21 protein-coding genes are annotated in these 26,565 nt (G+C 75.5%); 10 read left to right on the top strand and 11 right to left on the bottom strand.

The window, feature by feature from the left end; translation table 11 throughout:
- The first annotated feature begins 9 nt into the window (after positions 1-9).
- The 7 genes from ACFRAV_RS25490 to ACFRAV_RS25520 all read left to right on the top strand — a co-directional run bounded on the left by ACFRAV_RS25490 (position 10) and on the right by ACFRAV_RS25520 (position 9,284).
- Positions 10-1,707: a dynamin family protein gene (locus tag ACFRAV_RS25490; RefSeq protein ID WP_382558579.1), complete on the top strand. Its 1,698-nt coding sequence runs from the start codon at positions 10-12 to the stop codon at positions 1,705-1,707.
- A 3-nt stretch (positions 1,708-1,710) separates the two neighbouring features.
- Entirely contained in the window at positions 1,711-4,122 is a 2,412-nt protein-coding gene (locus tag ACFRAV_RS25495; protein WP_382558580.1) for a GTPase, read from the top strand.
- Positions 4,123-4,219: 97 nt separating this feature from the next.
- A complete protein-coding gene (locus ACFRAV_RS25500; RefSeq protein ID WP_382558581.1) occupies positions 4,220-4,744 on the top strand; it encodes a single-stranded DNA-binding protein in 525 nt (174 codons plus the stop codon).
- Between the two features lie 201 nt (positions 4,745-4,945).
- Positions 4,946-6,403, top strand: coding sequence for a thioester domain-containing protein (locus ACFRAV_RS25505; protein WP_382558582.1), 1,458 nt, complete (start codon positions 4,946-4,948; stop codon positions 6,401-6,403).
- Between the two features lie 130 nt (positions 6,404-6,533).
- On the top strand, positions 6,534-8,198 hold the full coding sequence (gene ettA / locus ACFRAV_RS25510) for an energy-dependent translational throttle protein EttA (protein ID WP_382558583.1): 1,665 nt from the start codon (positions 6,534-6,536) through the stop codon (positions 8,196-8,198).
- Between the two features lie 7 nt (positions 8,199-8,205).
- Positions 8,206-8,634: an acyl-CoA thioesterase gene (locus tag ACFRAV_RS25515; protein ID WP_382558584.1), complete on the top strand. Its 429-nt coding sequence runs from the start codon at positions 8,206-8,208 to the stop codon at positions 8,632-8,634.
- Positions 8,631-9,284 carry a hypothetical protein gene (locus ACFRAV_RS25520; protein ID WP_382558585.1) on the top strand — a complete coding sequence of 218 codons (654 nt, stop codon included), beginning with the start codon at positions 8,631-8,633 and terminating at the stop codon, positions 9,282-9,284. The genes ACFRAV_RS25515 and ACFRAV_RS25520 overlap by 4 nt, the downstream gene beginning before the upstream one ends.
- A gap of 25 nt (positions 9,285-9,309) precedes the next feature.
- Here the strand turns inward: ACFRAV_RS25520 and ACFRAV_RS25525 are convergent, their stop codons facing one another.
- The 11 genes from ACFRAV_RS25525 to ACFRAV_RS25575 form a co-directional block, all read right to left on the bottom strand.
- Positions 9,310-9,720 carry a globin gene (locus tag ACFRAV_RS25525; protein ID WP_382558586.1) on the bottom strand — a complete coding sequence of 137 codons (411 nt, stop codon included), beginning with the start codon at positions 9,718-9,720 and terminating at the stop codon, positions 9,310-9,312.
- Between the two features lie 88 nt (positions 9,721-9,808).
- On the bottom strand, positions 9,809-11,425 hold the full coding sequence (locus tag ACFRAV_RS25530) for an FHA domain-containing protein (protein ID WP_382558587.1): 1,617 nt from the start codon (positions 11,423-11,425) through the stop codon (positions 9,809-9,811).
- Between the two features lie 46 nt (positions 11,426-11,471).
- A complete protein-coding gene (locus tag ACFRAV_RS25535; protein ID WP_382558588.1) occupies positions 11,472-12,842 on the bottom strand; it encodes a VWA domain-containing protein in 1,371 nt (456 codons plus the stop codon).
- Between the two features lie 40 nt (positions 12,843-12,882).
- The gene (locus ACFRAV_RS25540; RefSeq protein ID WP_382558589.1) at positions 12,883-14,094 is read right to left on the bottom strand and encodes a PP2C family protein-serine/threonine phosphatase; all 1,212 of its coding nucleotides are present in this window, start codon (positions 14,092-14,094) and stop codon (positions 12,883-12,885) included.
- Positions 14,095-14,105: 11 nt separating this feature from the next.
- Positions 14,106-17,021 carry a tetratricopeptide repeat protein gene (locus ACFRAV_RS25545; RefSeq protein ID WP_382558590.1) on the bottom strand — a complete coding sequence of 972 codons (2,916 nt, stop codon included), beginning with the start codon at positions 17,019-17,021 and terminating at the stop codon, positions 14,106-14,108.
- 37 nt (positions 17,022-17,058) lie between these two features.
- Complete coding sequence (locus ACFRAV_RS25550; RefSeq protein ID WP_382558591.1) at positions 17,059-18,387, bottom strand: hypothetical protein; 1,329 nt, start codon at positions 18,385-18,387, stop codon at positions 17,059-17,061.
- Positions 18,388-18,482: 95 nt separating this feature from the next.
- Positions 18,483-19,592, bottom strand: coding sequence for a glutamate ABC transporter substrate-binding protein (locus ACFRAV_RS25555; RefSeq protein ID WP_382558592.1), 1,110 nt, complete (start codon positions 19,590-19,592; stop codon positions 18,483-18,485).
- Positions 19,593-19,606: 14 nt separating this feature from the next.
- Positions 19,607-21,031: a hypothetical protein gene (locus tag ACFRAV_RS25560; RefSeq protein ID WP_382558593.1), complete on the bottom strand. Its 1,425-nt coding sequence runs from the start codon at positions 21,029-21,031 to the stop codon at positions 19,607-19,609.
- A gap of 550 nt (positions 21,032-21,581) precedes the next feature.
- Positions 21,582-22,454 (bottom strand): biotin-dependent carboxyltransferase family protein, encoded by an 873-nt coding sequence (locus ACFRAV_RS25565; RefSeq protein WP_382558594.1) that lies wholly within the window; start codon positions 22,452-22,454, stop codon positions 21,582-21,584.
- Entirely contained in the window at positions 22,451-23,065 is a 615-nt protein-coding gene (locus ACFRAV_RS25570) for an allophanate hydrolase subunit 1 (RefSeq protein ID WP_382558595.1), read from the bottom strand. The genes ACFRAV_RS25565 and ACFRAV_RS25570 overlap by 4 nt, the downstream gene beginning before the upstream one ends.
- Positions 23,066-23,845, bottom strand: coding sequence for a LamB/YcsF family protein (locus ACFRAV_RS25575; protein WP_382558596.1), 780 nt, complete (start codon positions 23,843-23,845; stop codon positions 23,066-23,068).
- A 140-nt stretch (positions 23,846-23,985) separates the two neighbouring features.
- On the opposite strand from ACFRAV_RS25575, the gene ACFRAV_RS25580 reads away from it, so the two are divergent.
- Genes ACFRAV_RS25580 through ACFRAV_RS25590 form a run of 3 tightly spaced genes read left to right on the top strand, consistent with a single transcriptional unit; the run spans position 23,986 to position 26,539 of the window.
- The gene (locus ACFRAV_RS25580) at positions 23,986-24,519 is read left to right on the top strand and encodes a PadR family transcriptional regulator (protein ID WP_382558597.1); all 534 of its coding nucleotides are present in this window, start codon (positions 23,986-23,988) and stop codon (positions 24,517-24,519) included.
- Entirely contained in the window at positions 24,516-25,205 is a 690-nt protein-coding gene (locus ACFRAV_RS25585) for an ABC transporter ATP-binding protein (protein WP_382558598.1), read from the top strand. The genes ACFRAV_RS25580 and ACFRAV_RS25585 overlap by 4 nt, the downstream gene beginning before the upstream one ends.
- Positions 25,202-26,539: an ABC transporter permease gene (locus ACFRAV_RS25590; protein ID WP_382558599.1), complete on the top strand. Its 1,338-nt coding sequence runs from the start codon at positions 25,202-25,204 to the stop codon at positions 26,537-26,539. Before ACFRAV_RS25585 ends, ACFRAV_RS25590 begins: the two co-directional genes overlap by 4 nt.
- Positions 26,540-26,565 lie beyond the last annotated feature (26 nt).

Raw genomic sequence — 26,565 nt, forward strand, 5'->3', positions numbered from 1 at the left:
CATGCCCATATGCTTCAGAAAGTCCGTAAAATTGGGCATTCTTCACATGTGGTGACCTTGGACGTACGGCCTCAGCTGCTCGACGCACTCTCCGCCCTGCGGGACCGCGTCGCCGCCGCACGCTTCCCGCTGCCGCTGGCGGGCGCCCCACGGGCCCGGGCCAACCGGGACGAGTTGCTCGCCCAGCTCGACGACTATCTGGTGCCGCGCCTGCGCGACCCGGATGCTCCGCTGCTCGCGGTGATCGGCGGTTCGACCGGTGCGGGGAAGTCCACCCTGGTCAACTCCCTGGTGGGCCGGCAGGTCAGCGAGGCCGGGGTGCTCCGGCCGACCACCCGCACCCCGGTGCTGGTCTGTCACCCGGAGGACTGCCACTGGTTCAGCGGCATGCGGGTCCTGCCCCGGCTCGCGCGGGTCAGGGGCGACGACTCGGCCGAGGATCCGGTGCCGGGCCGCCGCGGCGGCCCGCGCGTGACCCGCACCGGACGGGGCGGGCGCAAGGGCGGCACCGCGACGCAGCGGGCGCTGCGGATCGAGACGGCCGAGACGCTCCCGCGCGGACTCGCCCTGATCGACGCCCCGGACGTGGACTCCCTGGTCGCCGAGAACCGGGTGCTGGCCGCCGAACTGGTCTGCGCCGCCGACGTCTGGATCATGGTGACCACCGCCTCCCGGTACGCCGACGCGGTGCCCTGGAACATGCTGCGCGCCGCCAAGCAGTACGACGTCACGCTGGTCACCGTCCTCGACCGGGTGCCGCACCAGGTGGTGAACGAGGTGTCCCGCCAGTACGCGGCGCTGCTCACCAAGGCCGGACTGGGCGACGTGCCCCGGTTCACCGTGCCGGAGCTGCCCGAGTCGGCCTCCGGCGGGGGCCTGCTGCCGGCCACCGCCGTGGCGCCGCTGCGCGAGTGGCTGACCGGGCTCGCCGAGGACCCGGCGGCCCGCGGCCACGCGGTGACCCGCACCGCCCGGGGCGTGCTGGACTCGCTGCGGACCCGCATGCCGGAGCTGGCCGGAGCCGCGGCCGCGCAGTACGCCGCCGCGCTGCGGCTCACCAACGCCGTGGACAAGGCCTACGAGACCGAGCACACCCGGGTCCGTGGCCGCATCCAGGCCGGCGCCGTCCTCGCCGGGGACGCGCTCAAGCGGTGGCGGGCCTACCCCCTCGACTGCGACCCAGCGGAGCTGCTCGACGCGCTCTGCGACAGCCTGACCGAACTGCTGCTGTGCGCCGTGACCGCCGCCGACGAACGCGCCGACGAGACCTGGCGGCGGGAGCCGGCCGCCGGGGCGCCCGGCCTGCTCGGTGACGCCCCGTCGGACGGCGGCGAGAGCGCGGAGCACCGCATCGGGATGGCCGTGCGGCGCTGGCGGCGGGAGATCGAGGAGTACGCCGAGGACGAGGTGCGCGAACTGGAACGCGCCGCCGCGCCGGACCCGGAGGCGGTGGCCGCGCTGGCGGTCACCGCCCTGCTGGGCGGCCGCCGCGCCCGCTCCTCCGGTGAACGGCTGGCCGAACGGATCGGCCCGCACGGGGCGCTGAGGCTGCGAGACCGCGGATCGCGGCTGCTCACCTCGCTGGTGGACCGCGTGATCGGCGCCGAACGCGAACGCCGGCTGTCGCCGCTGGAGGCCCTCGACGTGCACGCCGAACCGCAGGCCGAACTGATCGCCGCGCTGTCCGTACTGCAGAAGGAGAGGTGACCGGTGACCGCCGTCACTGACCACGACCCCACGGACCGCCCCGACCGCCCCGACCGTCATGGCGAAGGGGGCGACCCCGGCCGGGAACCCGACGGACGGGCGAGCCGGGCGAGCCGGGGGAGCCGGGGGAGCCGGGGGAGCGCCCACGCCGACGAGGCGGCGGACCCGGCCGCCGGCCACGACGCGAACCACGGCGCGGGCGACGGCGCGGGTGACGGTGGCGAGTCCGGGCGTGACGCCTCGCGCCGGCGGACCTCCGCCCGCCGTGACACGCCGCGGAACGACGACGAGACCCCCGGCGGGAGCCGCCCGGAGGGCAGCGGCGGCCGTGACGCCGACCCGCGCGAGGCACGCGAGGCACGCGAGGCACGCGAGGAGCGTGGGACTCACGCGGGGCGTGCGGCGCGCGAGGTGCCGGATGAACCCGGGACGCGTAAGGGGCCTGCGACGCGCGAGGAGCGAGAGGCACAGGAGGCCGAGGAGGAGCCGGGCACCGTTCCCGGGACGCACGTGCGGCGGGTCCGGGTGGACACCCCCGGAACGGCCCGCCCCAGGGCCGACGTCGCCGGCGGCGGGGTCCGGGCCGAGGACCGCTTCGGGGTCCGCAGGGGCGCCGCCGCACCCGGATTCCCCGGCCCCGGCGGGTCCCTCGTCCGCCGCGCCGGCCTCGCCGCCACCGCCCCGCGGCCACTCGGCTCCCGGCCGCTGATCTCCAGGGTGACGCCGTCCGCCCCCGCCGCGTCCACGCCGCAGGCCGCGGAACCGGTCTACGGGAGCCAGCTCCGGGGCCGGCTCGACGCGCTGCGTGAGCTGATCGGCATGTCCAGGGCGCGCCTGGACAGCCGGGTCCTCGCCGAGGCCGGGCAGGTCCTGGACCGGGCCGCGGAGCGCGGAGCGCTCTCCGGCCGGCACACCGTCGTCGCCATCGCGGGCGCCAGCGGCAGCGGCAAGTCGCAGCTGTTCAACGCCCTGGCCGGGGTCGCCATCTCGGAGACCGGCGTCCGGCGCCCCACCACCGCCGCCGCGCTGACCTGCAGCTGGAGCGACGGCGCGGCCCCGCTGATCGACCGCCTCGGCATCCCCGGACGCCTGCGTCGCCGCCCGCTGCAGAACGCGGAGGACGAGCAGCGGCTGAACGGCCTGGTCCTGGTCGACCTGCCGGACCACGACTCGGCCGCCGTCCAGCACCGCGAGCAGGTGGACCGGCTGCTGAAGCTGGTCGACGCGGTGATCTGGGTGGTCGACCCGGAGAAGTACGCCGACGCGGTCCTCCACGAGCGGTACCTGCGGCCGATGGCCGGACACGCCGAGGTCACCTTCGTCGTGCTCAACCAGGTCGACCGGCTGTCCGGGGAGGCCGCCGACCAGGTCCTCGACGATCTGCGACGGCTGCTCGACGAGGACGGCATCGCCCTCAGCGAGCACGGGGAGCCCGGCGCGACCGTGCTGGCGCTGTCCGCGCTGACCGGCGACGGCGTGGACGACCTGAAGGACGCCCTCGGCCGGTTCGTGCGCGAACGGGGCGCCGCCGCCCGGCGCATCGCCGCCGACGTGGACGCCGCGGCGGCCCGGCTGCGGCCCGCCTACACCACGGGCGCGCGGGCCGGGCTCAGCGAGGAGGCGCAGGACGAGTTCGCCGACGGCCTGGCCGCTGCGGTGGGCTCCCGGGCCGCCGGGGAGGCCGCCGAACGCGCCTGGATGCGCGGCGCCAACCAGGCATGCGGCACGCCGTGGCTGCGGCTGTGGCGCTGGTACCAGGGGCGGCGCGCCCCGCTCACCACCCGGCGGTTCGCCGTGAGCCAGCCCGCGGACGACGAGGCGACGGCCCGGCAGCGGGTGGAACAGGCGGTGCGCACGGTGACCGAACGGGCCTGCCGGGGCATGCCCGAACCCTGGGCGCAGGCGGTGCGCGAGGCCGCGCTGCGGGCCGCCGAGGGACTGCCCGAGGAACTGGACGAACTGTCCCGGAGGTCCGCGCCGCCCGGACGCACGCCCAGGCCCTTCTGGTGGCCGGCCGCGGTGCTGGTGCAGGCGGCGATGACGCTGGTGCAGGTCGTCGGCGGGCTCTGGCTGCTGGGACAGATCGTCGGCGTGCTCGGCGCCGAACTGGGCGTCCCGGTCCTGCTGATGGTGATCGGCATCGTGGGCGGGCCGGCGGTCGAGTGGGCCTGCCGGGCGGCCGCGCGGGCCCCGGCGCGGCGCTACGGACTGGAGGCCGAACTGCTGCTGCGCGAGGCGGCCGAGGAGTGCGGCCGGATCAAGGTGCTGGAGCCGATCGCCGACGAGGTCGCCCGCCACCGCGAGGTGCGCGAGCAGTACGGAGTGGTCAGCGGGGCCGTGCCGGTGGGCGCCGGCGGTCTCGGCGGCAGCCGTTCACCCTCCCGGGTGGGGGAGTTGTCCACAGTCTCGCTCTGAGTCCACAGCCCGCGACGGGCCCGTCCCTTCGGCCGCACCCTGGTGGGGAAGCCGAACGGGACGGGCCCGTCGGCGTCCTGGGCGAAAGGGACGAGCCATGAACGAGACGGTGATCTGCGCGGTGGGGAACGTGGCGACGCAGCCGGTCCACCGGGAGGACGAGCGGGGCCACGTCGCCCGCTTCCGGCTGGCCGCCACACCCCGCTACTGGGACCGCGAGAAGGCCATGTGGGTGGACGGGCACACCAACTTCTTCACGGTGTGGACCCGCCGCTCCCTGGCGGCGAACGTGGCCGCCTCGCTGTCGGTGGGGGACCCGGTGGTGGTCCACGGCAGGCTCAAGGTGCGCACCGAGACGCGCGACGGCCAAAGCCGCACCGACGCGGACATCGAGGCGGCCGCGGTGGGACACGACCTGGCCCGCGGCACCTCGGCGTTCCGCCGCACCACCCGGTCCGAGGCGCCGGCTCAGGCCCCGCCGCACGACGCCGGGGCCGGCGCGCCCCGGCAGGCTCCGGGTGCGCAACCGGCGGCCGCGTGGACCCGGCCGGGTGCGCCTCCCGGCGTACCGGAGGATCCATGGGGCGTACAAGCGTCGACGGGCGCGGCCCTGTTGACATGATGTCACCGGAGGTCGTCCTGGTTGACTCCGGTTGGTCCCGCTTCGGGCGGTAACAATTGCGAGTCGGAACTCCGCCCGCACCAGGCTTCCCGCGGGACGCGGCCGGGGCTTCCCTAGGATGCCGGAGTGGGTCATGGGTCGATGACGCCGCGTACGGCTCCCGAGGCCCGCGTCACCAGGCCCTGACCGGAGGGGAGTTCCGTGAGTTCGTCGTCGTCGCAGACGGGGCGCGCGCGCCGGTCCGGCGCGGTCCGTGGCGCCGTGGTGTCGTTGCTGTCCGGCCTGCTCGCCGTCCAGAGCGCGGCCGTCGCGGTCGCCGCCACCGGTGATGCGGGCGGTCCCACGACGCCGCAGTGGAACACGGGCGGGGCCTCGGCCGTCGCCGGAGACCTGCGCGCGTTCGGCACCGCGGTGATCCACGGCGAGGACGGCGACCGGGAGGTCCCGGCCGGGCTGTTCGAGCTCTCCGTGGACGGCGGCGGAACCCTGCAGACCTACGGCGTCGACATCGAGCGCACCACCCAGCCGGGTGTCGTCTACCAGGAGAGCGACTGGCGGGGCACCTCGCTCGCGGGCAACCGCGACGCCGGACGGATCGTCTGGGTGCTGCGGCACTCCTACCCGCAGGTCGACGACCTCGCCGACCTCGCCGAGCGGGCCCGCGCCAAGGGGCTGACCGAGCAGGACGCCGCGGCCGGCACGCAGGTCGCCGTCTGGCGCCTCTCCGACGGCGCCGACGTGACGGCCGCCGACCCGCAGGCCGAGCGGCTCGCCGACTACCTGGTGAAGAACGCCCGCACGCAGAAGGAGCCCCGCGCCTCCCTCCGGCTGGACCCGCCCGCGGCCGCCGGGCGGCCCGGCGGCCTCATGGGCCCGCTCACCGTCCGCACCGGCGCCGACGACGTGACGGTGCTGCCGCCCGCCGACAACAGCCCGGCGTGGATCACCGACAGGAACGGCGGGACCCTCGAGACGGTGGACGACGGCGACAAGCTGTACGTCGACGTCCCGGCCGAGGCCGACGACGGAGCGGCGACGCTCACCGTCGAGGCCACCACCACCGTGCCGGTCGGGCGGGCCCTCACCTCCGACAGCCGCAGCCAGGCCCAGGTGGTCGCCGCCTCCAGCGAGACCACCGTGCGCGCCACCGCCACCGCGGCGTGGCGCCGCGGCGGCGCCGTGCCGGCCGTGTGGGGGCGCGAGCGTTGCGAGGCGGAGGGGTCCGGCAAGGCGTCCGGCCTCGACGTCACCCTGCTCAACCGGGGCGACGAGGACCTCGCCTACCGGGTGGCCGGCACCGACTACGTGCTGGCCCCGGGCGAGCGGCGCACGGTCTCCCAGCCGCTGGCCGAGGACCAGGCGTACACCGTCGGCGTGGAGACGACGGACGGCGCGACGATGCGCCCGGTCGTCTTCGGCGGCGTCCTCGACTGCCTGACCGAGAGCGCCGCGGCGGCCGCGGTGCGGACCCAGACGGCGTCCGGGGCGTCGCCCAGCCCGCTGCCCACCGCCGCGCCCCCGGCCGGCGAGGACCTCGCCACCACCGGCGGAGGCGGCGGCACCGAAGTCTTCATCTCGATCGGCGCGGGCCTCCTCGTCGTCGGCGCCGCGGTCCTCAGCGTCGCCCGCCGCCCCCGCGAGGGCGCCCACCAGGAGTGACCGGCCGGCGACGCTGCGCGCGTTCGTCGCGTGGCGTCGCCCGGACGGGCCGTTTTCGTCCTGGGGTGGCGGTACGGCAAGATGGGGTGTATCTGCCCACCGCGAGTTTCAAGCTGCCGGACGGTTTCTCTTGGCTGAGTTCATTTACACCATGCGCAAGGCGCGCAAGGCGCACGGCGACAAGGTGATCCTCGACGACGTCACCCTTTCCTTCCTCCCCGGGGCGAAGATCGGCGTCGTCGGCCCGAACGGCGCCGGAAAGTCGACCGTCCTCAAGATCATGGCCGGTCTGGAGCAGCCCTCCAACGGCGACGCGTTCCTGACGCCCGGCTACACCGTCGGCATCCTGCTGCAGGAGCCGCCGCTGAGCGAGGACAAGACGGTCCTGGAGAACGTGCAGGAGGGCGTCTCCGAGATCAAGGGCAAGCTCGACCGGTTCAACGAGATCGCCGAGCTCATGGCGACCGACTACTCCGACGAGCTCATGGCGGAGATGGGCAAGCTCCAGGACGACCTGGACCACGCCAACGCGTGGGACCTGGACGCCCAGCTGGAGCAGGCCATGGACGCCCTGGGCTGCCCGCCCGGCGACTGGCCGGTCAGCAACCTCTCCGGTGGTGAGCGCCGCCGCGTCGCGCTGTGCAAGCTGCTGCTCGAGGCGCCCGACCTGCTGCTCCTCGACGAGCCCACCAACCACCTCGACGCCGAGTCGGTGAACTGGCTGGAGCAGCACCTCGCCCAGTACGCCGGCACCGTCGTCGCCGTGACCCACGACCGGTACTTCCTGGACAACGTCGCGGGCTGGATCTGCGAGGTCGACCGCGGCCGTCTGCACGGCTACGAGGGCAACTACTCCAAGTACCTCGAGACCAAGGCCACCCGCCTGAAGGTCGAGGGCCAGAAGGACGCCAAGCGCGCCAAGCGCCTCAAGGAGGAGCTGGAGTGGGTCCGCTCCAACGCCAAGGGACGGCAGGCCAAGTCCAAGGCGCGTCTGGCCCGCTACGAGGAGATGGCCGCCGAGGCGGACAAGATGCGGAAGCTGGACTTCGAGGAGATCCAGATCCCGCCGGGCCCCCGCCTGGGCAACGTGGTCGTCGAGGTGCAGAACCTCCGCAAGGCCTTCGGTGAGAAGGTCCTGATCGACGACCTGTCCTTCACGCTGCCGCGCAACGGCATCGTGGGCATCATCGGTCCGAACGGCGCGGGCAAGACCACGCTGTTCAAGATGATCCAGGGCATCGAGGAGCCGGACTCCGGCGACATCAAGGTCGGCGAGACGGTCAAGATCAGCTACGTCGACCAGAGCCGCGCCAACATCGACGCCAAGAAGACGCTGTGGGAGGTCGTCTCCGACGGCCTCGACTACATCAACGTCGGCCAGGTCGAGATGCCCTCGCGTGCCTACGTCTCCGCGTTCGGCTTCAAGGGCCCGGACCAGCAGAAGCCGGCCGGCGTGCTCTCCGGCGGTGAGCGCAACCGCCTGAACCTGGCGCTCACCCTGAAGCAGGGCGGCAACCTGCTGCTCCTCGACGAGCCGACCAACGACCTCGACGTCGAGACCCTGTCCTCGCTGGAGAACGCGCTGCTCGAGTTCCCGGGCTGCGCCGTGGTCGTCTCCCACGACCGGTGGTTCCTGGACCGCGTGGCGACGCACATCCTCGCCTACGAGGGCGAGTCCAAGTGGTTCTGGTTCGAGGGCAACTTCGAGTCCTACGAGAAGAACAAGATCGAGCGGCTCGGCCCGGACGCGGCGCGTCCGCACCGTGCCACCTACAAGAAGCTGACCCGGGACTGATCGACTCGTGCGCCACGTCTACCGCTGTCCCCTGCGCTGGAGCGACATGGACGCGTACGGACACGTCAACAACGTCGTGTTCCTGCGCTACCTGGAGGAAGCCCGGGTGGACATGCTGTTCCACCCGGACCAGGACCACGCCTTCGCGCGGGGGACGGTGGTGGCCCGGCACGAGATCGACTACAAGCGGCAGTTGGTCCACCGGCACGATCCGGTGGACGTCGAGGTGTGGGTGACGAAGGTCCGCGCGGCCTCGTTCACCCTCGCCTACGAGGTCAAGGACACCGGGTCCGGCGAGGAGCCGGATCTGGTGTACGCCAGGGCGTCGACGGTGATGGCGCCCTTCGACTTCGCGCTCCAGCAGCCGCGCCGGCTGACGGAGGGCGAGCGGTACTTCCTGGAGAAGTACCAGGACGACGAGGCCGCCGGTTCATGACGAAACTCCGGTTCGCCGACGAGGGCGAGGCCGCGGACCTCTGCGCGTTCCTCACCCGGCTGCTCCACTACGACCGCGCCGCGGCGGTGCGGCTCCAGGGCGCCGGGGAGGCGCTGGCCGTCTACGGCAGCCCCGCGTCCTTCGAGGTCCTCGCGGTGCGGGCGGTGCGGCTCGCCGAGCCGGCCGGGTCCCTGGACGTGACCGTCTCCGCGGGCGAACTGCTGGAGGCGGTGGACGAGGGGGCGGCCGCGGTCGTCGTCCCGGCCGCCGTCACCGGTCCGGCGTGGGCCGGGCTGCTGCCGCCACGCGGCGGCTGGCGCACCGAGAGCGCGCCGACCGGGGAGGCGTTGCGAGGGCTGGTCTCCGCGGCGGTCGCCGAGTTCCGCGCGCTGGTCGAACAGATCCCCCCTCAGGAGCGCACCCGCTCCGCACTGGACGGCACCGGGCGCCGCATATGGTCCCGCACCGTCGACGGCACCGGTCTCCCCGTCCGGGCCGTGCACGCCGCGCAGTCCCTGGGCTTCCTGCGCCCCGGGCCGGACCCGCAGATCCTGTCCTGCGGCTCCTGGCTGAGGCTGCGCACCCCCTACGGCTCCGTCGCCGTGCGCCGCGCCGGCCGCCTGGGCGGCCTGGGCGTCGGCGTCCTCTGACCGGCCCCCACGAGGGAGGCGGGGGTCAGTCCGTCTCGGCGGTGTTCACCATGGAGGCGGCCGCGTAGGTCAGGTAGCTCCAGAGCGTGTGCTCCTGCTCCTCCGTGAGACCCAGGTCGTCGACGGCCGCGCGCATGTGCCGCAGCCAGGCGTCGTGCGCCGCGCGATCCACCGTGAACGGGGCGTGCCGCATCCGCAGCCGGGGATGACCACGCTGCTCGCTGTAGGTCGTGGGACCGCCCCAGTACTGGATGAGGAAGAGCCGCAGCCGCTCCTCGGCCGGGCCCAGGTCCTCCTCCGGGTACATGGCCCGCAGTTCCGGGTCCTCGGCGACCCCCTCGTAGAAGCGGCGGACCAGACGGGTGAAGGTCTCCTCACCGCCGACCTGCTCGTAGAAGGACTCCGTCTGCAGTGTGCCGCGCCGAATCTCTTTCACCCTTCCATCGTCTCAGACGGCCGCACCCGGCCCCCAGGTCCTGTGGACAAAGGTCCGAAGGACCCGGGGACCGGGTGCGGGCGGTCGCTCAGCCGCGGTGGACGGTGATGGTCGTCCAGGCGCCGACATGGACGCGGTCGCCGTCCCGCAGGGGGACGGGGACGAACGGCTGGATCGGTTCCTCCGCGCCGTTCACCGTGGTGCCGTTGGTGGAGTTCTGGTCGATGACCGCCCAGGTCCCGTCGGCCTGCTGCACCAGCACCGCGTGCTGGTGCGAGACGCCCGGGTCCTCCGGCGGCACGGCCAGGTCGATGTCGGGGGTGTCGCCGGTGGAGTGCCGGCGGCGTCCGACGGTGACCTGCGGACCGGTGAGGGTCAGGTGCTGCTCCGGGGAGTACGCGGGCAGGTTGAGCCCGGCGGCCTCCGGTCCGGAGCGCTGCATCATCGCCATGAAGTAGGCGCGGTCCGGTCCGACGGTCGCCGTCCAGGTCGCCTGCTGCGGCGGACCGGGCTGCGGGTAGCCGTACGCGCCACCGGGACCGCCCGGAGCACCGGGGCCCGGACCGTGCGAGGGGCCGGGACCGGGCTGACCCTGGCCGGGCGCGCCGGGCCACGGCGGGGGACCGGGGTGGGTCGCGGGACCCGCGCCGGGACCGCCGAAGGCGGCGTCACGCCCACCGGGACCGCCCTGGCCTCCGGGACCGCCGGGCGCGCCCGGACCGCCCTGGCCGAACGGGTTGCCGGGGCCGCCGGGACCGTCCGGGTCGCCGAACGGGTGCGCAGGACCACCGGGGCCGCCGGGACCGCCCCCAGGGCCGCCGGGGCCGAACGGGCCGCCGGGGCCACCAGGGCCGCCGGGCCCACCAGGACCACCGGGACCACCAGGACCACCGGGACCGAACGGGTCAGCGGGGCCGCCCGGGCCACCGGGACCGTTGCCGGGACCACCGAAGCCGCCGCGTTCACCGGGGCCACCGGGGCCGCCGAAGCCGCCAGGGCCGCCCCCCGGCCCACCGGAACCGCCAGGACCTCCGTAACCGCCACGGTCACCCGGGCCGCCCGGGCCGGAACCGGGGCCGCCCGGGCCAGGACCACCAGGGCTCCCGTAGCCGCCCGGCGCACCCGGACCGCCGGGACCGGAGCCGGGACCGCCCGGGCCCCCCGGCGGCGGCAGCGTCCAGTCGTCGCCCGCCGGGGCCCCGGGACCGCGCCCGGGTTCGTAGAAGGACGGCGGCGGCCCGCCCGCGCCCGGACGCCCCTGCTGGAAGGAGGCCGGCGCGCCCCCGGCCTCGCCGCCCAGCGGCTCGGCGGGACGGTTCAGCTGCGAGGGCCGCGAGGCCTGGTACTCCGACGGGTCGGGCTGGTACGCCCTCCCCCCGGGAGGCGGCGGCGCCTGGCCGCCGGGACCACCCGGACCGCCGGGGCCCCCGCCGTACGACGGGGGCGGCGGCGTGTAGGAGGTCGCCGTGTTGGTGAGGAAGTTCCACCGGCACTCCTCGCAGAACGGCGCCAGCCCCTCGCGGGGCGTGCGGCACTGCGGGCAGAGCTCCGGGGCGCGGCCCCCCTGGCCGCCGCCCGGCGGCGGGAAACCGTAACCGCCGGCGGTCGGCGGAGGCGGCGGGGGCACGGCACCCGCCATGCGGTGACCGCAGACCTCGCACCAGTCGTCGGAACCCGACTGGTGTCCGTTCGGGCAGGTCGGCATGTCGGCGCTTCCCCCTCTCCCCCCGGCCGCTCGGTGGCCGGCTCTCTCAACTCTCGTGCGGTCGCCGTTTGACCCGTACGGTCTTGGTGGACCGGGTCTCCAGTGTCATCTCGTCGGCTTCCGCGACCTTCGTCTTCAGTCGCACAGTACCTGCCGCTTCGTCGACCACGTCCACCACCTTCGAAAGCAGTTTCGCCGTATCGGCGTTTCCCGACAGTCCGGCCAGCTGCACGGCCCGCCCGAGTTTGGCGGTCGCGGCGTCCGCGTCACCCGCCTTGCGGGCCTCCAGTCCCTGCTGGATGGCCGCGGCCAGCTCGGCCTGTCCGGTGTAGTGCGCCACCTGCGGATCGATGGAGGTGGAGGCCGCCAGGTCGTCGGTCCACACCGCCCGCACCAGGCCCTGCGCGCCCAGGCTGTCGGCGCCGCCGTCGGGGCGCGGAACCACCAGCGAGACGCGGGCGGCGAGCATCTCCCGGCCGATCTCGGCGGGCGGCACCTCCACGCAGACGTGGTAGTCGCGTGACTCGTCGCCCCATGACCCGGTCGGGTAGTCCCCGGCCCGCGGTCCGGCCTCACTGCGTCGGTCCGTCAGGTCCTCGACCGAGGGCGCGACCTGCTTGACGAAGCGCAGCCGCGCGCCCGCCGGGGTCCACAGGCGCAGCGCGACGTCGGCGACGCCCTTGCCCATCGCCGTCTCCATCATCGAGGTGAAGTCGGCCGCCAGGTTCTGCGGGTCGGCGACGATGTCGGCGGTGCCCAGCAGCGCGGAGGCGATCGCGGTCACCTCCTTGACCTCCCAGTCGGTGCCCACGCCCCGCGCGTCGCAGGTGAAGCGCCCGGCGCAGTGCTCCAGCGCCGAGGCCAGGGCCTCGGGGGTCTCGTGCTCGTTGCGGCCGTCGGTGAGCAGGATGCCGTGCCGGATCGTCACGTCGGCGGACGACAGCAGGCTGTCCGTCAGCCGCAGCCAGGTGCCGATGGCGGTGCCGCCGCCCGCGGTGAGCCGGCGCAGCGCCTGCTTGGCCTGTTCACGGGTCTCCGGGCCGGCGACGGCGAGCCGCCCCTCGCCGGGGTAGACCTCCTGGGCGACGTGGGTGCCGCCGACCACCGCGAACCGCACCCCGTCGCGGAGCGTGTCGACCGCTGCGGCGGTGGCCTCCCGGGCGCCGCGCATCTTGGCCGGCGGGTAGTCCATCGAGCCGGAGCAGTCCACCATGACCACCACGGCGGCGTCCGGACCCCCGCCCGGACCGCCGTGACCCCCGGGACCGCCGGCGAAGGCGGGGCCCGTGAGGGTTCCCCCGCCGCTCGCCGTGACGGTCACCACCGCGTTGACCTCGCCGGCCCCCTCCGGCAGGTACTCGTTCTGGTAGACGTCCACGGAGAACCGTGGCACGTCGGGTTTCGAGAGAATCGCCATGCGTGTTTCGCCCCCTCGCGCGCCCGCGGCCAGGCACGCCTCAGCCGGATCCTGCCCCCTTGGCGGGCCCGGGGAACGGCACCACCGCCACTGTTACGTTGTCGTGGCCCCCTCCGTCCAGGGCGTGACCGACCAGGACCCGGGCGCTGTGCAGCGGGCGGGTCGCGGCGTCGGCGGGGAGGATCTCGGCCATCTGCCCGGCGGCCTCGGCGTAGTTCCACAGACCGTCCGTGCAGACCACCACCACACCGGGCCGGTCCGGCTTGAACGAGGCGGTGTGCGGGTCCAGTTCGTAGGAGTCGGCGCCCAGCCAGCCGGTGATCGCGTGGGCGCGCTCGTCGGCGTACGCCTGCGCCTCGCTCATCAGGTTGGCCGCCACCATCTGCGCGGCCCAGGAGTCGTCCTCGGTGAGCCGGGCCGGGGCCGAGCGGTCGTCGGGCACCCAGTAGGCGCGGCTGTCGCCGACCCAGCCGACCACCAGCAGGCCGTCGGTGACGACCGCGGAGACCAGGGTGCAGGCGGGGGCGTTCTGCTGGACCGCGTGCTCACGGGCCTCGGACGGCTCGCCTGCCAGCGCGTCGACCGCGCGGGCGGCGGCCAGGATGGCCTCGTGCATCGCGGTCTGCGGGTGGGTGCCGCGGGGCAGCGCCTCGCACAGCGTGTCGGCCGCGGTGCGGGAGGCGGCCGCCGAGGCCTCGTCGGGCCGGGTGGCCGAGGAGACCCCGTCGCAGACCACGGCCACCGAGGCCGGGGTGCCGTCCGGCAGGGCGGCGACGGCCAGGGCGAACGCGTCCTCGTTGCGGTGGTGGCGCAGCCCGCGGTCGCTGACCGCGGCGACGGGCCCGGACTCCTGCTCCATGTGGTCCCGTTCGCGCGGCTGGGCGTGGCCGCAGTTCTCGCAGTATCCGTCCCCGTCGACCCGGCCGGCCCGGCACGCCACGCAGGGCTGCCCGGCACCGGGGGCGGCCGCCACGGCCTCCCGCGGGTCCGCGGAGCGCGGGGCGGGCGGCTGCAGGGTGAAGCTGTCGGTCCCGGGATCGGCGGCGGCCGGCGGGGCGGCGGCCGAGGGGGCGGCGGCGGGCGGCGCGGACGGCGTGTCGTCGCGCGTCTGCAGGGCGACCGTCGGCGTGTCGGCCACCGGGGCCGCCGCCGCGGACAGGTCCATGCCGCAGGCGCCGCAGAAGAGGTCGGCCGGCTCCACCGGCTCGGTGCAGCCCGGACAGGCGGACAGACGGTGCTTGTCGGCAGTCATCGGAGGCACCACTACACCCACGTCCGGGGACGGTAACGGTTGGCGCGTTCCACCAGGTCGATCCTCTCCTCGCCGCCGTCCGCGAGACGGGCCAGCGTGCGGTACGAACGTTCCAGGCCGAGACGGAGTCCCCGCTCGTCCAGTACTTCGCCGAGTACCCCGCGTCCGGACGCCGCCGGTGCGGAGCCCCGGCCTCCGGAGAGTACCCAGTCGAGCGCGCAGCCCAGCACCTCCGCGGAGAGCCGCTCGCGCCGCACGGCGTCCAGGCCGTATCCGCCCAGCGCCTCCACCTGCGCGGCGGCGGCGGTCAGATCGTCGAGGAACCGCGTGTCGGCGCCCACCACCGTACGCCCCCGAAGACGCGCCCGGACGGCGGCGACCCGGGCCGCGGTGTAGTGGATGGACGCCTCCGGCACGGACTCCAGTGCGGCCACCGAACCCTCCCGGTCGCCCGACGCGAGTCGTACCCGGGCCAGTGCGAACGCCGCGCTCACGTAGCTCGGATCGGTCGACCAGACCAGGCGGTAGTACTCGGCCGCGTTGTCCAACTGCCCCAGCACCTCGGCGCACAAACCCAGTGCCAGCTTCGGCGCGGGCTCGCCGGGGAAGGCGTCGTAGAGGGCGTCGAAGGCCAGGGCGGAGGCCACGTACTCGCCGGTGACCAGGGACGTCACGCCCCGGTACCAGACCACCCGCCAGTCGTCGGGCTCCTCGGCGGCCACACCGGTGAGCTCCTCCACGGCCGCCGTCGCCTCGCCCGCCTCAAGCCGGGCGCGCACCAGCCGCAGCCGGGACTCGGGGGAGGGCGTGGGCGCCGCGGCGAGGGCGGCGACGAGTTCCTGGGGAGCCGCGGTCGTCAGCGCCGCCAGGAAGCCGGAGTTGGGGTCGTCGGGGTTGACCAGGGGCACCGGGAGGGCCAGCGCGGCGGCCGCGGCGTCCACCGGTTTCACCGGTCCGGGTGACACCGGGCGTGCCGGCGGCGCGTCGGGCGGGGGCGCGAGGACCGGACCGCGCTGGGCCGGGAAGACCGGCGCGGCCGATGGCAGGGGGGCCGCGGCGGCGGGCGGGGTCCCGCCGGGCGGCGCGCCGTCGGACGCCGGGCCGTGCGGCGGAGCCCCGCCGGCCGGGGCCACGGTGCGGCGGCGCCGGGCGAGCAGTCCGCCCGCCGGGTCGGCGCGGACGCCCAGGCGGGAGACCACCGGATCGACGGCGTCGAACAACTGGCTGTCGGTGACCCGCAGTTCCGGGCCGAACAGGGTGGACAGCGCGGGCCGCGGCCGCCCCGTGCGCAGCGAGACCACCTCGCGCAGCACGCCGGTGAGCTGCTCCGCCATCTCCTGGGCGGAGGAGAAGCGGCGCGCCGGGTCCGGGTCGGTGGCCCGCACCAGCAGCCGGTAGAACGACTCGTACCGCCGGAACACCTCGATGTCGTCCGGGTCGGGCAGCGAGTCGGCGTACACGGTGGTGTAGCCGTGGAAGTCGAAGCTGAGCACGGCCAGGGTGCGGGCGACGGTGTACAGGTCGGAGGCGACGGAGGGGCCCAGCGTGGAGACCTCGGGCGCCTGGTAGCCGATCGTGCCGTAGATGGCCGACTCGTAGTCGTCCATGCGGCGGACCGCGCCCATGTCGATCAGCTTCAGCTGGTCCTCGGTCTGTATCGCGTTGTCGACCTTGAAGTCGCAGTACAGCAGGTTGCGGCTGTGCAGGTGGCCCAGTGCCTCCAGCGCCTCGATGCCGTAGGCGCAGGCCTGCTCCACCGGCAGCGGGTCGCGCCTGCCGTCCGGCGTGCGGCGGCCGTTGGCGATGTCCTTCAGCGACTTGCCGCCGACGTACTCCATGACGATGTAGCCGTCGAGGGACCCGGTCCGCTGGTCGAGGTGCTCGACGAAGTTGTAGATCCGCACGATGTTGGCGTGCTCGATCTCGGCGAGGAAGCGCCGCTCGGAGATCGCGGCGGCCATCGCGTCCTGGTCGCCGGTGTCCAGCAGGCCCTTGAGGACGACCCACCGGTCGGAGACCGCGCGGTCCACGGCGAGGTAGATCCAGCCGAGTCCGCCGTGCGCCAGGCAGCCCACCACCTGGTACTGGCCGTGCACCACGTCGCCGCCGCGCAGCTTGGGCACGAAGGAGTAGGGGTGGCCGCACTTGGTGCAGAACCCCTCGGTGCGGCCCGGGCGGTCGCCGCGGGCACGGCCCACGGGCGCGCCGCAGTCGGAGCGGGAACAGAACCGTTTGCGCTCGGGCACCTGGGGGTCGTCCAGCACCATGGCCCGGGGGTCGGGCCGCGGCACGGCGGGCACGTCGACCAGGCCCGCGCCCAGCCGCCCGCGGCGCGAACCGCTCGACTGGGCGCCGGAGCTGCGCACCGACACCGCGCCGACCGTGGCGGTGCCGCCTAGCGTGCCCGACAGCCGGCCGGAGACCGACCGGCGGGAACGGGACGAGGAACGGGACGACCGCGACGACGGCACCGACCCCGTCGAGCCGCCCGAACCGCCCGCGCCGGACGGGGTGTTCGCTCCCGCGGAGCCGCCGGGGGCGCCCGGGCCGCCCGGAGTTCCGGGAGCGCCCGAGCCGTCGGGGGCGCCCGGACCGGGGAGGCCCTGGCTGCCGGAGCCGCCGGAGCCGCCGGGACCGGCCGGACCGCCGGGACCGCCGGAGAGACCCGGGCCGCCGGGGCTTTCCGCGGAGCCCGGCCCGTCCGGCGTCGGTCCCGCCGTGCCGCCCGGGCCGGCGGAACGGCCCTGACCCCCCGGGCCCCCCGAACTCCCCGGCATGCGGTTCGTGATGCCCGTGGGTGCCGCGCCGACCATGCCGTCCGGCGCGACCACCGGCGCCAGCCCGCAGTGGTCGCAGTACAGCTCGCCGCCGCCGACGTCCTCGTAGGCCCCCTCGCAGCCCGGCCGCCGGCACTTCACGTCACTCACGCCCCGTCCCTCCGCACAACTCCCCCTCCGTCGGTGCTCACGCCTGGGCCTCCCGCGGCCGCCCCGCCCCGTCCTGGGTGGGCATCACGGGCCGCAGCAGCTCGACCGCCGTGTGCTGGTAGCGCAGCACCGCCTGTTCGGCCACCCGCAGGTCGCAGGGGGCGCTCCACAGCATCCGCCGCGCGATGTCGTACCGCTCGACCAGCAGCGGGTCCTCCGCCAGCCCGTGCCGGGCCACCTTCGCCCGGTAGGCGTCCAGCCGTCCGCGCAGCTCGGCGCGGATCGCCAGCGGCGCGGTGACCGCTGTCAACGACTCGCGGGCGCGCAGCAGTTCCTCCTCCGCCCGGCGCTCCAGGTCCTCCAGCAGCGGCGACAGCCGGTGCCACAGGCCCTGACGCCGGTACTCCGCCGCCGTCGACAGCTCCTCCTGGAGCGCGGTCGGCGGCCCGCTCACCGCGGGCACCTCGGTGGCGGCGATCTTCGCCAGCACCTCGCCGCGCGCCAGCCGCGCCTCGGCCAGCGTGCGGTCCGCGCGGCTGAGCACGTCCCGCAGCCGCATCAGCCGCGACTCCGCGTCCTGCCGGACCGTCAGCACCGCCTCGATCTCCCGCCGCACGTCCTCGAGTTCACGTGCGTACCGGTCGTAGGCGGTGGTGTCCGGGCGGCCCGCGCCGGGCGCCGAGCTGCCCCGGTCCGGCGTCCAGAAGGACAACGGGTCGGAGATCACCGTCTCGCGCAGCCGGGTCAGGGCCCGGGTGATCCGCTCCAGGTCGTCGCCGGCCGGGTGCTCGCCGGGACGCACGCCCACCGAGCGGGCCAGCTCCCGGGTGCGGCGCAGCTCGGCGGAGAGCATGTCGATCCGCGCGGGCAGCGCCGACCAGACCGCGTCGGCGGCCACCACCATGTCCAGCGCGGCGGCGTACAGCCCGTTCATCCGGTCGACCAGCGCGGCCAGCGTGTAGCGGCGGCTGAGGCGCACGGCCGAGGTCCCGGCGAGCGCGCCGGTCTCCACGGCGGCCGCGCCGGCCACCGTGACGCTCGGGCCGCGCAGCAGTTCGGTGAGCGCCACCAGGTCCTCGCGCCCTGCCCAGCGGCGGCGGGCCCGCAGCTCACGGGCGGTGCGCAGGGTGTCCGTGTAGGCGTCGAACCAGGTCCACAGGAGGGTGATCGACGCCTCCGCCCGTTTCCAGCGTTCCTCCGTGGCTCCGGTGAGCTCGGCCCCTTCGAGCAGTCTGCGCCCCGCGTGGTCCTGCAGCGCGAGAAGCGAGGACTCCATGGCCTCGTGCTCCGCGCCGAGCCGCGCCAGCGCACGGTCCACCTCGTCCCGGTCCATCACCGGACCCGGGGCGTGTCCCGTGTCGCCCATCGATCACCTCTCAGTGCGCAGTCGGTGCGTGCGGTCGGTCGGCCCGGGGCTCCGTCGGCCCGCGCCGTTCGGACCCTGCCCAGGGCGGGCAGGGGTCAGTCGCGGTAGACGGCGGGAGGCGGGTCGGCGGGCTTCTTCATGGTCGCCTCCAGCCACTCGTCGTAGGCCCGCTTCCAGCCGCCGTCCGCGACGTAGTCGCGCAGCACGGCGTTCACCCGGCGGACCAGATCCTCCGACTCCAGCGACATCGCGACGCCGTAGTACTCCTCGGTGAACTCCTCGCCCATCAGCGTCACCGACGGGTCCTGGGCCGCCTGGCTGGCGGCCAGCGCGCTGTCGGTGACCACCGCGTCGACCTCGCCGAGCTGGAGCCGCACCAGGCAGTCCAGCTGGTTGGGGACGACGGGGCCGATGTCCGCCTTCGCGACCGCCGGCTTCCCCGCCGCCTTGTCCTTCTCCAGCCGCAGGCGCGCCGTGGACCCCTCCGCGGTGCAGATCCTCTTCCCGGCCAGGGAGCGGTCGTAGCCCGTGATGCCGGAGTGCGCCGGGGCGAGGACCTGCTGGCCGGTGGTGAAGTAGGGCGCGGAGAAGGCGACCTGGTCCAGCCGCTCGCAGGTGATGGTCATGGTGCGCACCACCATGTCGACCCGGCCGTCCTGCACGGCCGGGATGCGCTGACTGGTGGGCACGGCGGCGAAGCGGATGTTGGACGGCTCGCCGGGCGCGCGGTGGCCGAGGATCTCGTCGGCGATCCGGTGGGCCAGGTCGATGTCGAAACCGGAGAGCTCCACCCGCTCCTGCGAGCTGTTGGGGTCGCGGTAGCCCCAGCCGTAGCTGTTCTGGTCCACCCCGACGCGCAGGTAGCCGCGTTCCTTGATCCTGCGGATCGTTTCTCCGCTCTCGTCCCTGGACGGGGCGGGGCTGCGGGCCTCGGGGCGCTCGCACTTCTCGTCGGCGGCGAAGCGGCCGCGACCGGTGCCGCCCCCGGCGCCGTCGTCGTGGGTGCCGTCGGTCGCGCGCGAGCCCGTGGTCCGGCCCGGGTCGCCGTCCGCGCCGGCGCCCGGGAGCCGTGGGAGCAGCAGGGCCCCGGCAGCGGCGAGCGCGCAGACGCCGGCCAGGACGCCCGCGATCCGCCGGCCCCGCCGCGGGAGGTGCCGCCGTGCGCGGGCGCCGCCCTCGTCCCCGTTCCCCTGATGACGCCGCATCGCCGTTCCCCCGTTCACCGGTACTCCGAAAGCCTGCGGCCGATGCCCAGCAGCCCGGCCGCCGCGGCCAGCACGGCCAGGGCGGCGGCGCCGGCGGGCAGACCGGTCAGCGCGGCGCGTCCGTCGGACGCGGCCTGCTCGAACTCCGTCTCCTCGTGCTCCAGCGCCTGCCGGAGGGAGCGGTCGACGTTGTCGAAGCAGACCCGGGTGGGTGACTTCTCGTCCGGTCCGATGATCCGGTCGAGGGCCTCCTGGTAGTCGCCCGCGTCGTCGGCCGCCCGGGCCTCCTTGTGACGCTTGCGCCACTCGAGCATGCTGCTGTGCGCCTTGTCGACCGGCTCGGCGCCCTGCGGGTCGTCGGCGAGGTGACCGGCCGCCTGCAGGCCGCGGGAAAGGCCCGTCATGGACTTCTCGAACGCCACCTCGAACTTGTCGCGCCGGACGGTTCCGGACACCTGCACCGTCTCCGCGCCCCGGCTGATCAGCGTCAGGTTCTCCGCGCCGCGGGCCTGCAGGGAGGCGGCCCGGGTGTCGTTCAGGACGTTCAGCGACTTCACGCCGTGCTCGTAGGAGTCGTTCAGTCCGGCCCTGGCCAGCGAGTGCCCGGCCAGCAGCCACAGCAGCACCACGGTGGTGGCCGCGGTGGCGGTCACCAGGCCGGGGCTGAGCACCCGGTTGGTGCGCAGGTACTCGCGCCGCTGGGCCAGGCCCAGCGCGACGAGCGCCACGGTGCCGAGCCCCAGGGCGAACCACGGGTAGGGCGTGGCGTCGGCGTAGTCCTCGGTGAGGCGCTGGTTCTCCTGGTGGTAGAGGTCCTCGGCGGCCGGGAGCATCTTGTCCTGCATCAGGTCGTCGGCGTACCGAAGGTAGGCCCCGGCCAGCGGGTAGCCCATCCGGTTGTTGGCGCGGGCGCGCTCCACCAAACCCTTGTAACGGGGCAGCAGTTCGTTGAGCCGCGCCACGGTGCGGCCGGACGCCGAGTTGGGGTCGGAGCTGGCGGCGGCGGTGGCGAGGCCCGAGGCCGCCGTCCGGATGTCCCTCTCGTAGCGCTCACGGCTGTCGGGGGTCTCGTTGCCGCCGGCCAGGAGGCCGTCGGAGGCCGCGGTGTTGGCCCCGGCGAGCGCCCGGTAGACGTCGGCGGCGGCCGAGCTCAGCGGGCCGCTGTGGTGCAGCACGTCGTCGGCGGCCGAACTGCGCGCGGAGGTCTGCCAGGTGGCGACGGCGCCGAAGGCGACCACCAGCAGCGCGAGGACCGCGCCGAGGATCCGCAGCCGGCCCGGTTCGGTGGTCGCGGCGGCCCGCACCCGGGCGGCGGTCTCCGCCACGGCGGTGGTCCGCCGGGGCGGCGGGGCCGACGGGGCGGGAGCCGGGACCGGTGGCGGGGGTGGTGGGGCCGCGGGCGGCGGCGGGACGGCGCCGGGCGCCTGTGGGTACGTCATGAGACCTCCCCCTAGGTCATCGTGTCGCCGCAAGTATCGCCGTGACGGGGCGATGACGCACGGTCGTTGCGGGATCTGCGGCTTGCCCCCGCCACGACACCACACGCCCCCGGCCTGCCGCACGGTTCCTGCGCGCAGCCGGTGGCCGGCGTGGTGGGGGTCCCGGGGCGGGGGCGCCGGGGCGCCGGGGCGGCGGGGGCAGACTCGGCAAGGGCGGGGCACGGGGGCAGGGCCGCGCGCGGTCGGGGTGCCGGAGTCGAGCCTGGCGGGCGGCTGGGATGCCGCACGTGGGCCCCGTCGGGAGCGGGGGTTTCGGCGGGCGGACCTGGGCGCCGGGGCGGGGGCGCCGCCCGCGGACCTGCGGCACGGTTCCTGCGCGCAGTCGGTGGCCGGCGCGGCGGGGTCCCGGGGCGGGCGGGGTCCCGGGGCGGGCGGGGGCACCGGGGCGGCGGGGGCAGGCCCGGCGCGGCCGGGGGTGCCCCGGCGAGTCCGGGCATCGTGCCGGGCGCGCCGCCCGCGGTGGGTGGTTCCGCGCGCCGCTCGCGGTGGTTCAGGCGCCGTGGGGGCGGCCCGCCGCCGGGAGGACAAAGCGGAGGGGCTGGCCCGGCCGGGCCTGGGCGGCGCGGTCGAGGTCGCGGCGCAGGACGACGGCGAGGACGGGGTAGCCGCCGGTGACGGGGTGGTCGGCGAGGAAGAGGACCGGGCGTCCCCCGGGTGGCACCTGCAGCGCGCCCGGGACCATCCCCTCGCTGGGCAGCTCGCCCTCCCGCACCCGCTCCAGCGCGGGCCCGTCGAGCCGCATGCCCACGCGGTCGGACGCCGCCCCCACCGTCCACGTCGCCGACAGCAACTCCCGTACGGCGGAGGGCGGGAACCAGTCGTCCCGCGGCCCCGGCAGCACCCGCAGCAGCACCTCGCCGGCGGTCGGCGCGGCCACCGGCGCCAGGTCCACGCAGGGCGGCGGGCCCGACGCGGGACCGGCCGGGAGCACGTCGCCCACCGCCAGCGGCTCCGGCCCGAGCCCCGCGAGCGCGTCCCACGACCGCGACCCCAGCACCTCGGGCACCGTGATCCCGCCCCGCACGGCGAGGTAGCTGCGCAGCCCCGCCGCCGGTGTCCCCAGCGTGAGCCGGCTGCCCGCGGCCAGGTGCGTCACCGCGTTCACCGCGCCGCCGTCCACCGGGCACACCGCGCCCGTCACGGCCACCGTCACCGGCCGCAGCGCCCGCACGGACAGCCCGCCGAAGGTGACCTCCACCCCCGCCGCGCCCTCCTCGTTGCCCACCAGCCGGTTGGCCAGCCGCAGCGAGCCCCGGTCGGCGGCGCCGGACAGCCCCACGCCCACCGCGGCGAGCCCCGGCCGCCCCAGGTCCTGCACGGTGGCCAGCGGACCGGTCGCCAGCACCTCCAGCGCCGCCGTCACGCGGGCCGCACCTCCTCGAACCGCACGCGCGCCCCCGGCCGCAGCAGGGCCGGCGGATCGCGGTCCTCACGCCACATCGCCAGATCCGTCCGCCCGACGAGCTGCCAGCCGCCCGGCGAACTGCGCGGGTACACGCCGCTGAACTCCCCGGCCAGACCCACCGCGCCGGCCGGCACCCGGGTCCGCGACTCGGCCCGGCGAGGCACCCGCAACTTCGGCGGTCCGCCGGTCAGATAGGCGAAGCCGGGCGCGAACCCGCCGAAGGCGACCGTCCATTCGCAGCCGGTGTGCAGCCGCACCACCTCCCGCACCGACAGGCCCGTCAAGTCGGCCACCTCACGCAGGTCTTCGCCGTCGTAGTGCACCGGAACGCGCACCAGCGGCCCCTGTTCACGCTCGGCCGCCGTCAAGTCCCGTTTCCGCAGGTCACGTTCGATCAGGACCGGGTCCGCCTCCGGCGCCAGCCGCAGCAGGACCGTACGGGCGGCCGGGACCAGGTCCGTGACGCCCGCCGGCGCCGCGTGCTCCAGCGAGCGGTACAGGCCCAGCGCCTCCTCCAGCGAGTCCGTCTCCACCAGCAGACCCTGGTCGCCGCACGGCAGGACGCGCACTCAGTCCTCCCCGCCCGCGGCGAACGCCCGCAGCGTCACGCCGGCCTCCGCCAGCCGCTCCCGCACCGCCCGGGCGACCGCGACCGCGCCGGGGCTGTCCCCGTGCACGCACAGCGAGTGCGCCTCGATCCGCAGCGGCGTGCCGTCCACCGCCGCCACCGGCTCACCGAGGGCGATCCGCACGCACCGTTCGGCGATCTCCTGCGGGTCGTGCAGCACCGCGCCCGCCTCGCGCCGCGGCACCAGCGTCCCCTCCGGGGTGTACGCCCGGTCCGCGAACGCCTCCCGGAACACCCGCAGTCCCGCCTCCGCGGCCAGCGTCAGCCACCGCGACCCCGGCAGTCCCAGCACCGCGCAGGCCGGGTCCCAGTCCCGCACCGCCGAGACCACCGCGGCGGCCTGCTCCTCGTGCCGCACGATCGCGTTGTAGAGCGCCCCGTGCGGCTTCACGTACCGCACCCGCGTGCCGGAGGCGCGGGCCAGGGCGTCCAGCGCGCCGATCTGGTAGAGCACGTCGTCGGCCAGGGCCCGCGGTTCCATGTCGATGAAGCGCCGCCCGAACCCGGCCAGGTCCCGGTACCCCACCTGCGCTCCCACGGCGACGCCCTCGGCGGCGGCCCGTTCGCAGGCCCGTCGGATCACCGAGGGGTCGCCCGCGTGGAAGCCGCACGCCACGTTCGCGCTGGTCACCACGGTCAGCAGGGCGTCGTCGTCACCGAGCTCCCACCGCCCGAAGCCTTCGGCGAGGTCGGCGTTGAGGTCGATGCGCACGGGGTTCACCCTTCTCCCGGTCCGGTCGGCTGCGATCACGTTTCCACGTCGCCGGGCCCGGCTCAACACCGGCTCGGCACCGGCTCGGTGCCACTCGACGGCCGATCGACTATTCACTCAGTACATGTACGTGGTGCATACTGGCGGACATGAGCACCCGTCACATCCTGCTGGGCCTCCTCTCCTCCGGGCCGAGCCATGGCTACGACCTGAAGAGGAGGCACGACGAGAGGTTCCCGCAGGCCCGGCCCCTGGCGTACGGGCAGGTGTACACGACGCTGCAGCGACTGGTGCGCGACGGACTGGCCAAGGTCGAGGGGACCGACTCCGACGGCGGCCCGGAGCGGACCATGTACCGCGCCACCGACGACGGCGAGCGCGAACTCGCCTGCTGGACCGCGGAGACGGCCCCGCCCGCGCCGTTCGTCGCCAACGAGATCTTCGCCAAGGTCGTCGTCGCCATCCTGGCCGGCGGCGACCCGGCCGCCTACCTGCGCGACCAGCGCGCCGCCCACATGGCGCGGATGCGGGAGCTCACCAAGGTCAAGACCACTCCCGGGGCCGACCTCGCGACCGTCCTCTCGGCCGACTACGCCCTCAGCCACCTGGACGCCGACCTCCGCTGGATGAGCACCACAGCGGACCGGCTCGCCACCCTGACCGCGGAGGTCACCGCACGATGAGCACCACCACCGGCCCGATGCTCGCGGCCCGAGACCTCGTCAAGACCCACGGCCGCACCGACGCCCTGCGCGGCGCCTCGGCCGAACTCCACGCGGGGGAGATCCTCGCCGTCACCGGCCCCAGCGGCAGCGGCAAGTCCACCCTGCTGCACTGCATGGCCGGGATCGTCCGGCCCGACGGCGGGAGCGTCCACTACGACGGCGCCCGTATCGACACCCTCCCGGAGGACCGGCTGAGCGCGCTGCGCCGTACCGACTTCGGCGTGGTGTTCCAGTTCGGGCAGCTGATCCCCGAGCTGACGCTCACCGACAACGTGGCCCTGCCGCTGATGCTGGCCGGCACCTCCCGGCGGGAGGCCCGCGCCCGGGCCGGCGAGTGGCTGGGGCGCTTCGGCGTCGGCGACCGGGGGGACGCCCGGCCCGGTGAGCTCAGCGGCGGCCAGGCCCAGCGCGGCGCGCTGGCCCGCGCCCTGGTCACCGGCCCGCGCGTCGTCTTCGCGGACGAGCCGACCGGGGCCCTGGACTCCCTGGCCGGCGAACAGGTCATGGCGGAGCTCGTCTCCGCCGCCCGCGCCTCGGGCGCGGCGGTACTTCTGATCACGCACGACGCCCAGGTGGCCGCGTACGCGGACCGCGAGATCCGGCTGGCCGACGGCCGTGCCGCAGTGAGGGAAGGTGCGATATGACCGACGACGTGAAGCTGGCCTGGCTGTTCACCCAGGGATCCGACCGGAGGGAGTGGTGGCGGTTCGGGCTGACGGCGGTCGGCTCGCTCTGTGCGACGGGGTTCGCGGCGGCCGCCGCGGCGCTCGCCTCGCTGCGCGGCGGGGTGTACCGCATCCCCTACGCGGACGGACTCTTCGACCGGTCGGGAGAGCGGTCCGGGGTCATCCTGGCCCTGCTCCTCCTGCTGATCCCGACGCTGGGCTTCCTCGGCCAGTGCGCGCGGATCGGCGCGGTCCACCGGGACCGCAGGATGGCCGGCCTCCGCCTCGCCGGGGCGTCGGCGTCGCGGGTGCGGCGGATCGCGGCGCTGGAGACGGGCCTCGCCTGCCTGGCCGGATCGGTGCCCGCGGCCCTGGTGGTGACGGCCGTGGTGCTGGACGTCGGCACGCCGTCGCCGCTCCTGTGGGTGGCCGTGGCGCCGATCGCGCTGCTGGTGCCGGTGGCCGGCGCGCTGGTGAGCGTGCTGGCGCTGCGCCGGGTGGTGGCCTCGCCGCTGGGCGAGGTACGGCGGGAGCGTGTGAAGGCCGGCAAGGGGACGGCGCTCGGGGGCGTCGCCGTCGTCACCGGGGCGATCCTCCTCGGCATCCTCGCCGTCGCCCGCGGCGTCGGCGTCAACGGGCCCGTCGTGCTGTTCGTCGCCTTCCTGCTGATCGGACTCGGCGCGGTGTGGGTCAGCGGCTCCTCCGCCCGGCTCCTGGGCGGCCGTCTCGCCGGCCGCACCGAGGACCCGGCCGTGCTGATCGCCGCCGAACGGATCCGCGACGACCCGTGGGCCGCGGCCCGCACCCACGCGGCCGTCCTGCTGCTCACCGTGGTGGCGACCGGCTACATGGGCGTCCGCCAGGCGATGATGGACGACATCCTCGCCCCGGGGTCCTACACCCCGCAGGACGCCGCCTTCTACATCACCGGCCTCGACCTGACGGCCGCCGCCGTCGGGATCGGCCTGCTGATCACCCTCGCCGCCGTCGCCGTGGGCGCCGCCGAGGGCATCGCCGCCCGGCGCCAAGGGCTCGCCGAGCAGGTCGCGGCCGGGGTGCCGCGGCACACGCTGAGCCGGGCGCTGCTGCTGGAGACCGCGCTGCCGCTGCTCCCGGCGGTGGCCCTCGCCTCCGTGGGCGGGCTGGCAGTCGGCTCCTTCTACGCCACGCTGGCGAGCGGCAGCGCGTTCACCCTCCCGTGGACCGCCCTGCCGGTGCCGTTCGCGGTCTACGGCACGTGCCTGCTCGCCGCCGCCACCGCGATGCCGCTGCTGCGCCGCACGGTCCGGCCGTCGGAGCTGCGGCACGCCTGAGCCACTGCCGAACGGGGGAACGGGGG

Source organism: Streptomyces sp. NPDC056600 (genome assembly GCF_042792855.1).
Classification (GTDB): domain Bacteria; phylum Actinomycetota; class Actinomycetes; order Streptomycetales; family Streptomycetaceae; genus Streptomyces.

Excerpts from the sequence above, each read along its gene's own strand:
- ACFRAV_RS25490 (WP_382558579.1), top strand. The coding sequence starts at position 10 with ATGCTTCAGAAAGTCCGTAAAATTGGGCATTCTTCACATGTGGTGACC.
- ACFRAV_RS25500 (WP_382558581.1), top strand. The coding sequence starts at position 4,220 with ATGAACGAGACGGTGATCTGCGCGGTGGGGAACGTGGCGACGCAGCCG.
- ACFRAV_RS25520 (WP_382558585.1), top strand. The coding sequence starts at position 8,631 with ATGACGAAACTCCGGTTCGCCGACGAGGGCGAGGCCGCGGACCTCTGC.
- ACFRAV_RS25530 (WP_382558587.1), bottom strand. The coding sequence starts at position 11,425 with ATGCCGACCTGCCCGAACGGACACCAGTCGGGTTCCGACGACTGGTGC.
- ACFRAV_RS25535 (WP_382558588.1), bottom strand. The coding sequence starts at position 12,842 with ATGGCGATTCTCTCGAAACCCGACGTGCCACGGTTCTCCGTGGACGTC.
- ACFRAV_RS25540 (WP_382558589.1), bottom strand. The coding sequence starts at position 14,094 with ATGACTGCCGACAAGCACCGTCTGTCCGCCTGTCCGGGCTGCACCGAG.
- ACFRAV_RS25550 (WP_382558591.1), bottom strand. The coding sequence starts at position 18,387 with ATGGGCGACACGGGACACGCCCCGGGTCCGGTGATGGACCGGGACGAG.
- ACFRAV_RS25555 (WP_382558592.1), bottom strand. The coding sequence starts at position 19,592 with ATGCGGCGTCATCAGGGGAACGGGGACGAGGGCGGCGCCCGCGCACGG.
- ACFRAV_RS25560 (WP_382558593.1), bottom strand. The coding sequence starts at position 21,031 with ATGACGTACCCACAGGCGCCCGGCGCCGTCCCGCCGCCGCCCGCGGCC.
- ACFRAV_RS25580 (WP_382558597.1), top strand. The coding sequence starts at position 23,986 with ATGAGCACCCGTCACATCCTGCTGGGCCTCCTCTCCTCCGGGCCGAGC.
- ACFRAV_RS25585 (WP_382558598.1), top strand. The coding sequence starts at position 24,516 with ATGAGCACCACCACCGGCCCGATGCTCGCGGCCCGAGACCTCGTCAAG.
- ACFRAV_RS25590 (WP_382558599.1), top strand. The coding sequence starts at position 25,202 with ATGACCGACGACGTGAAGCTGGCCTGGCTGTTCACCCAGGGATCCGAC.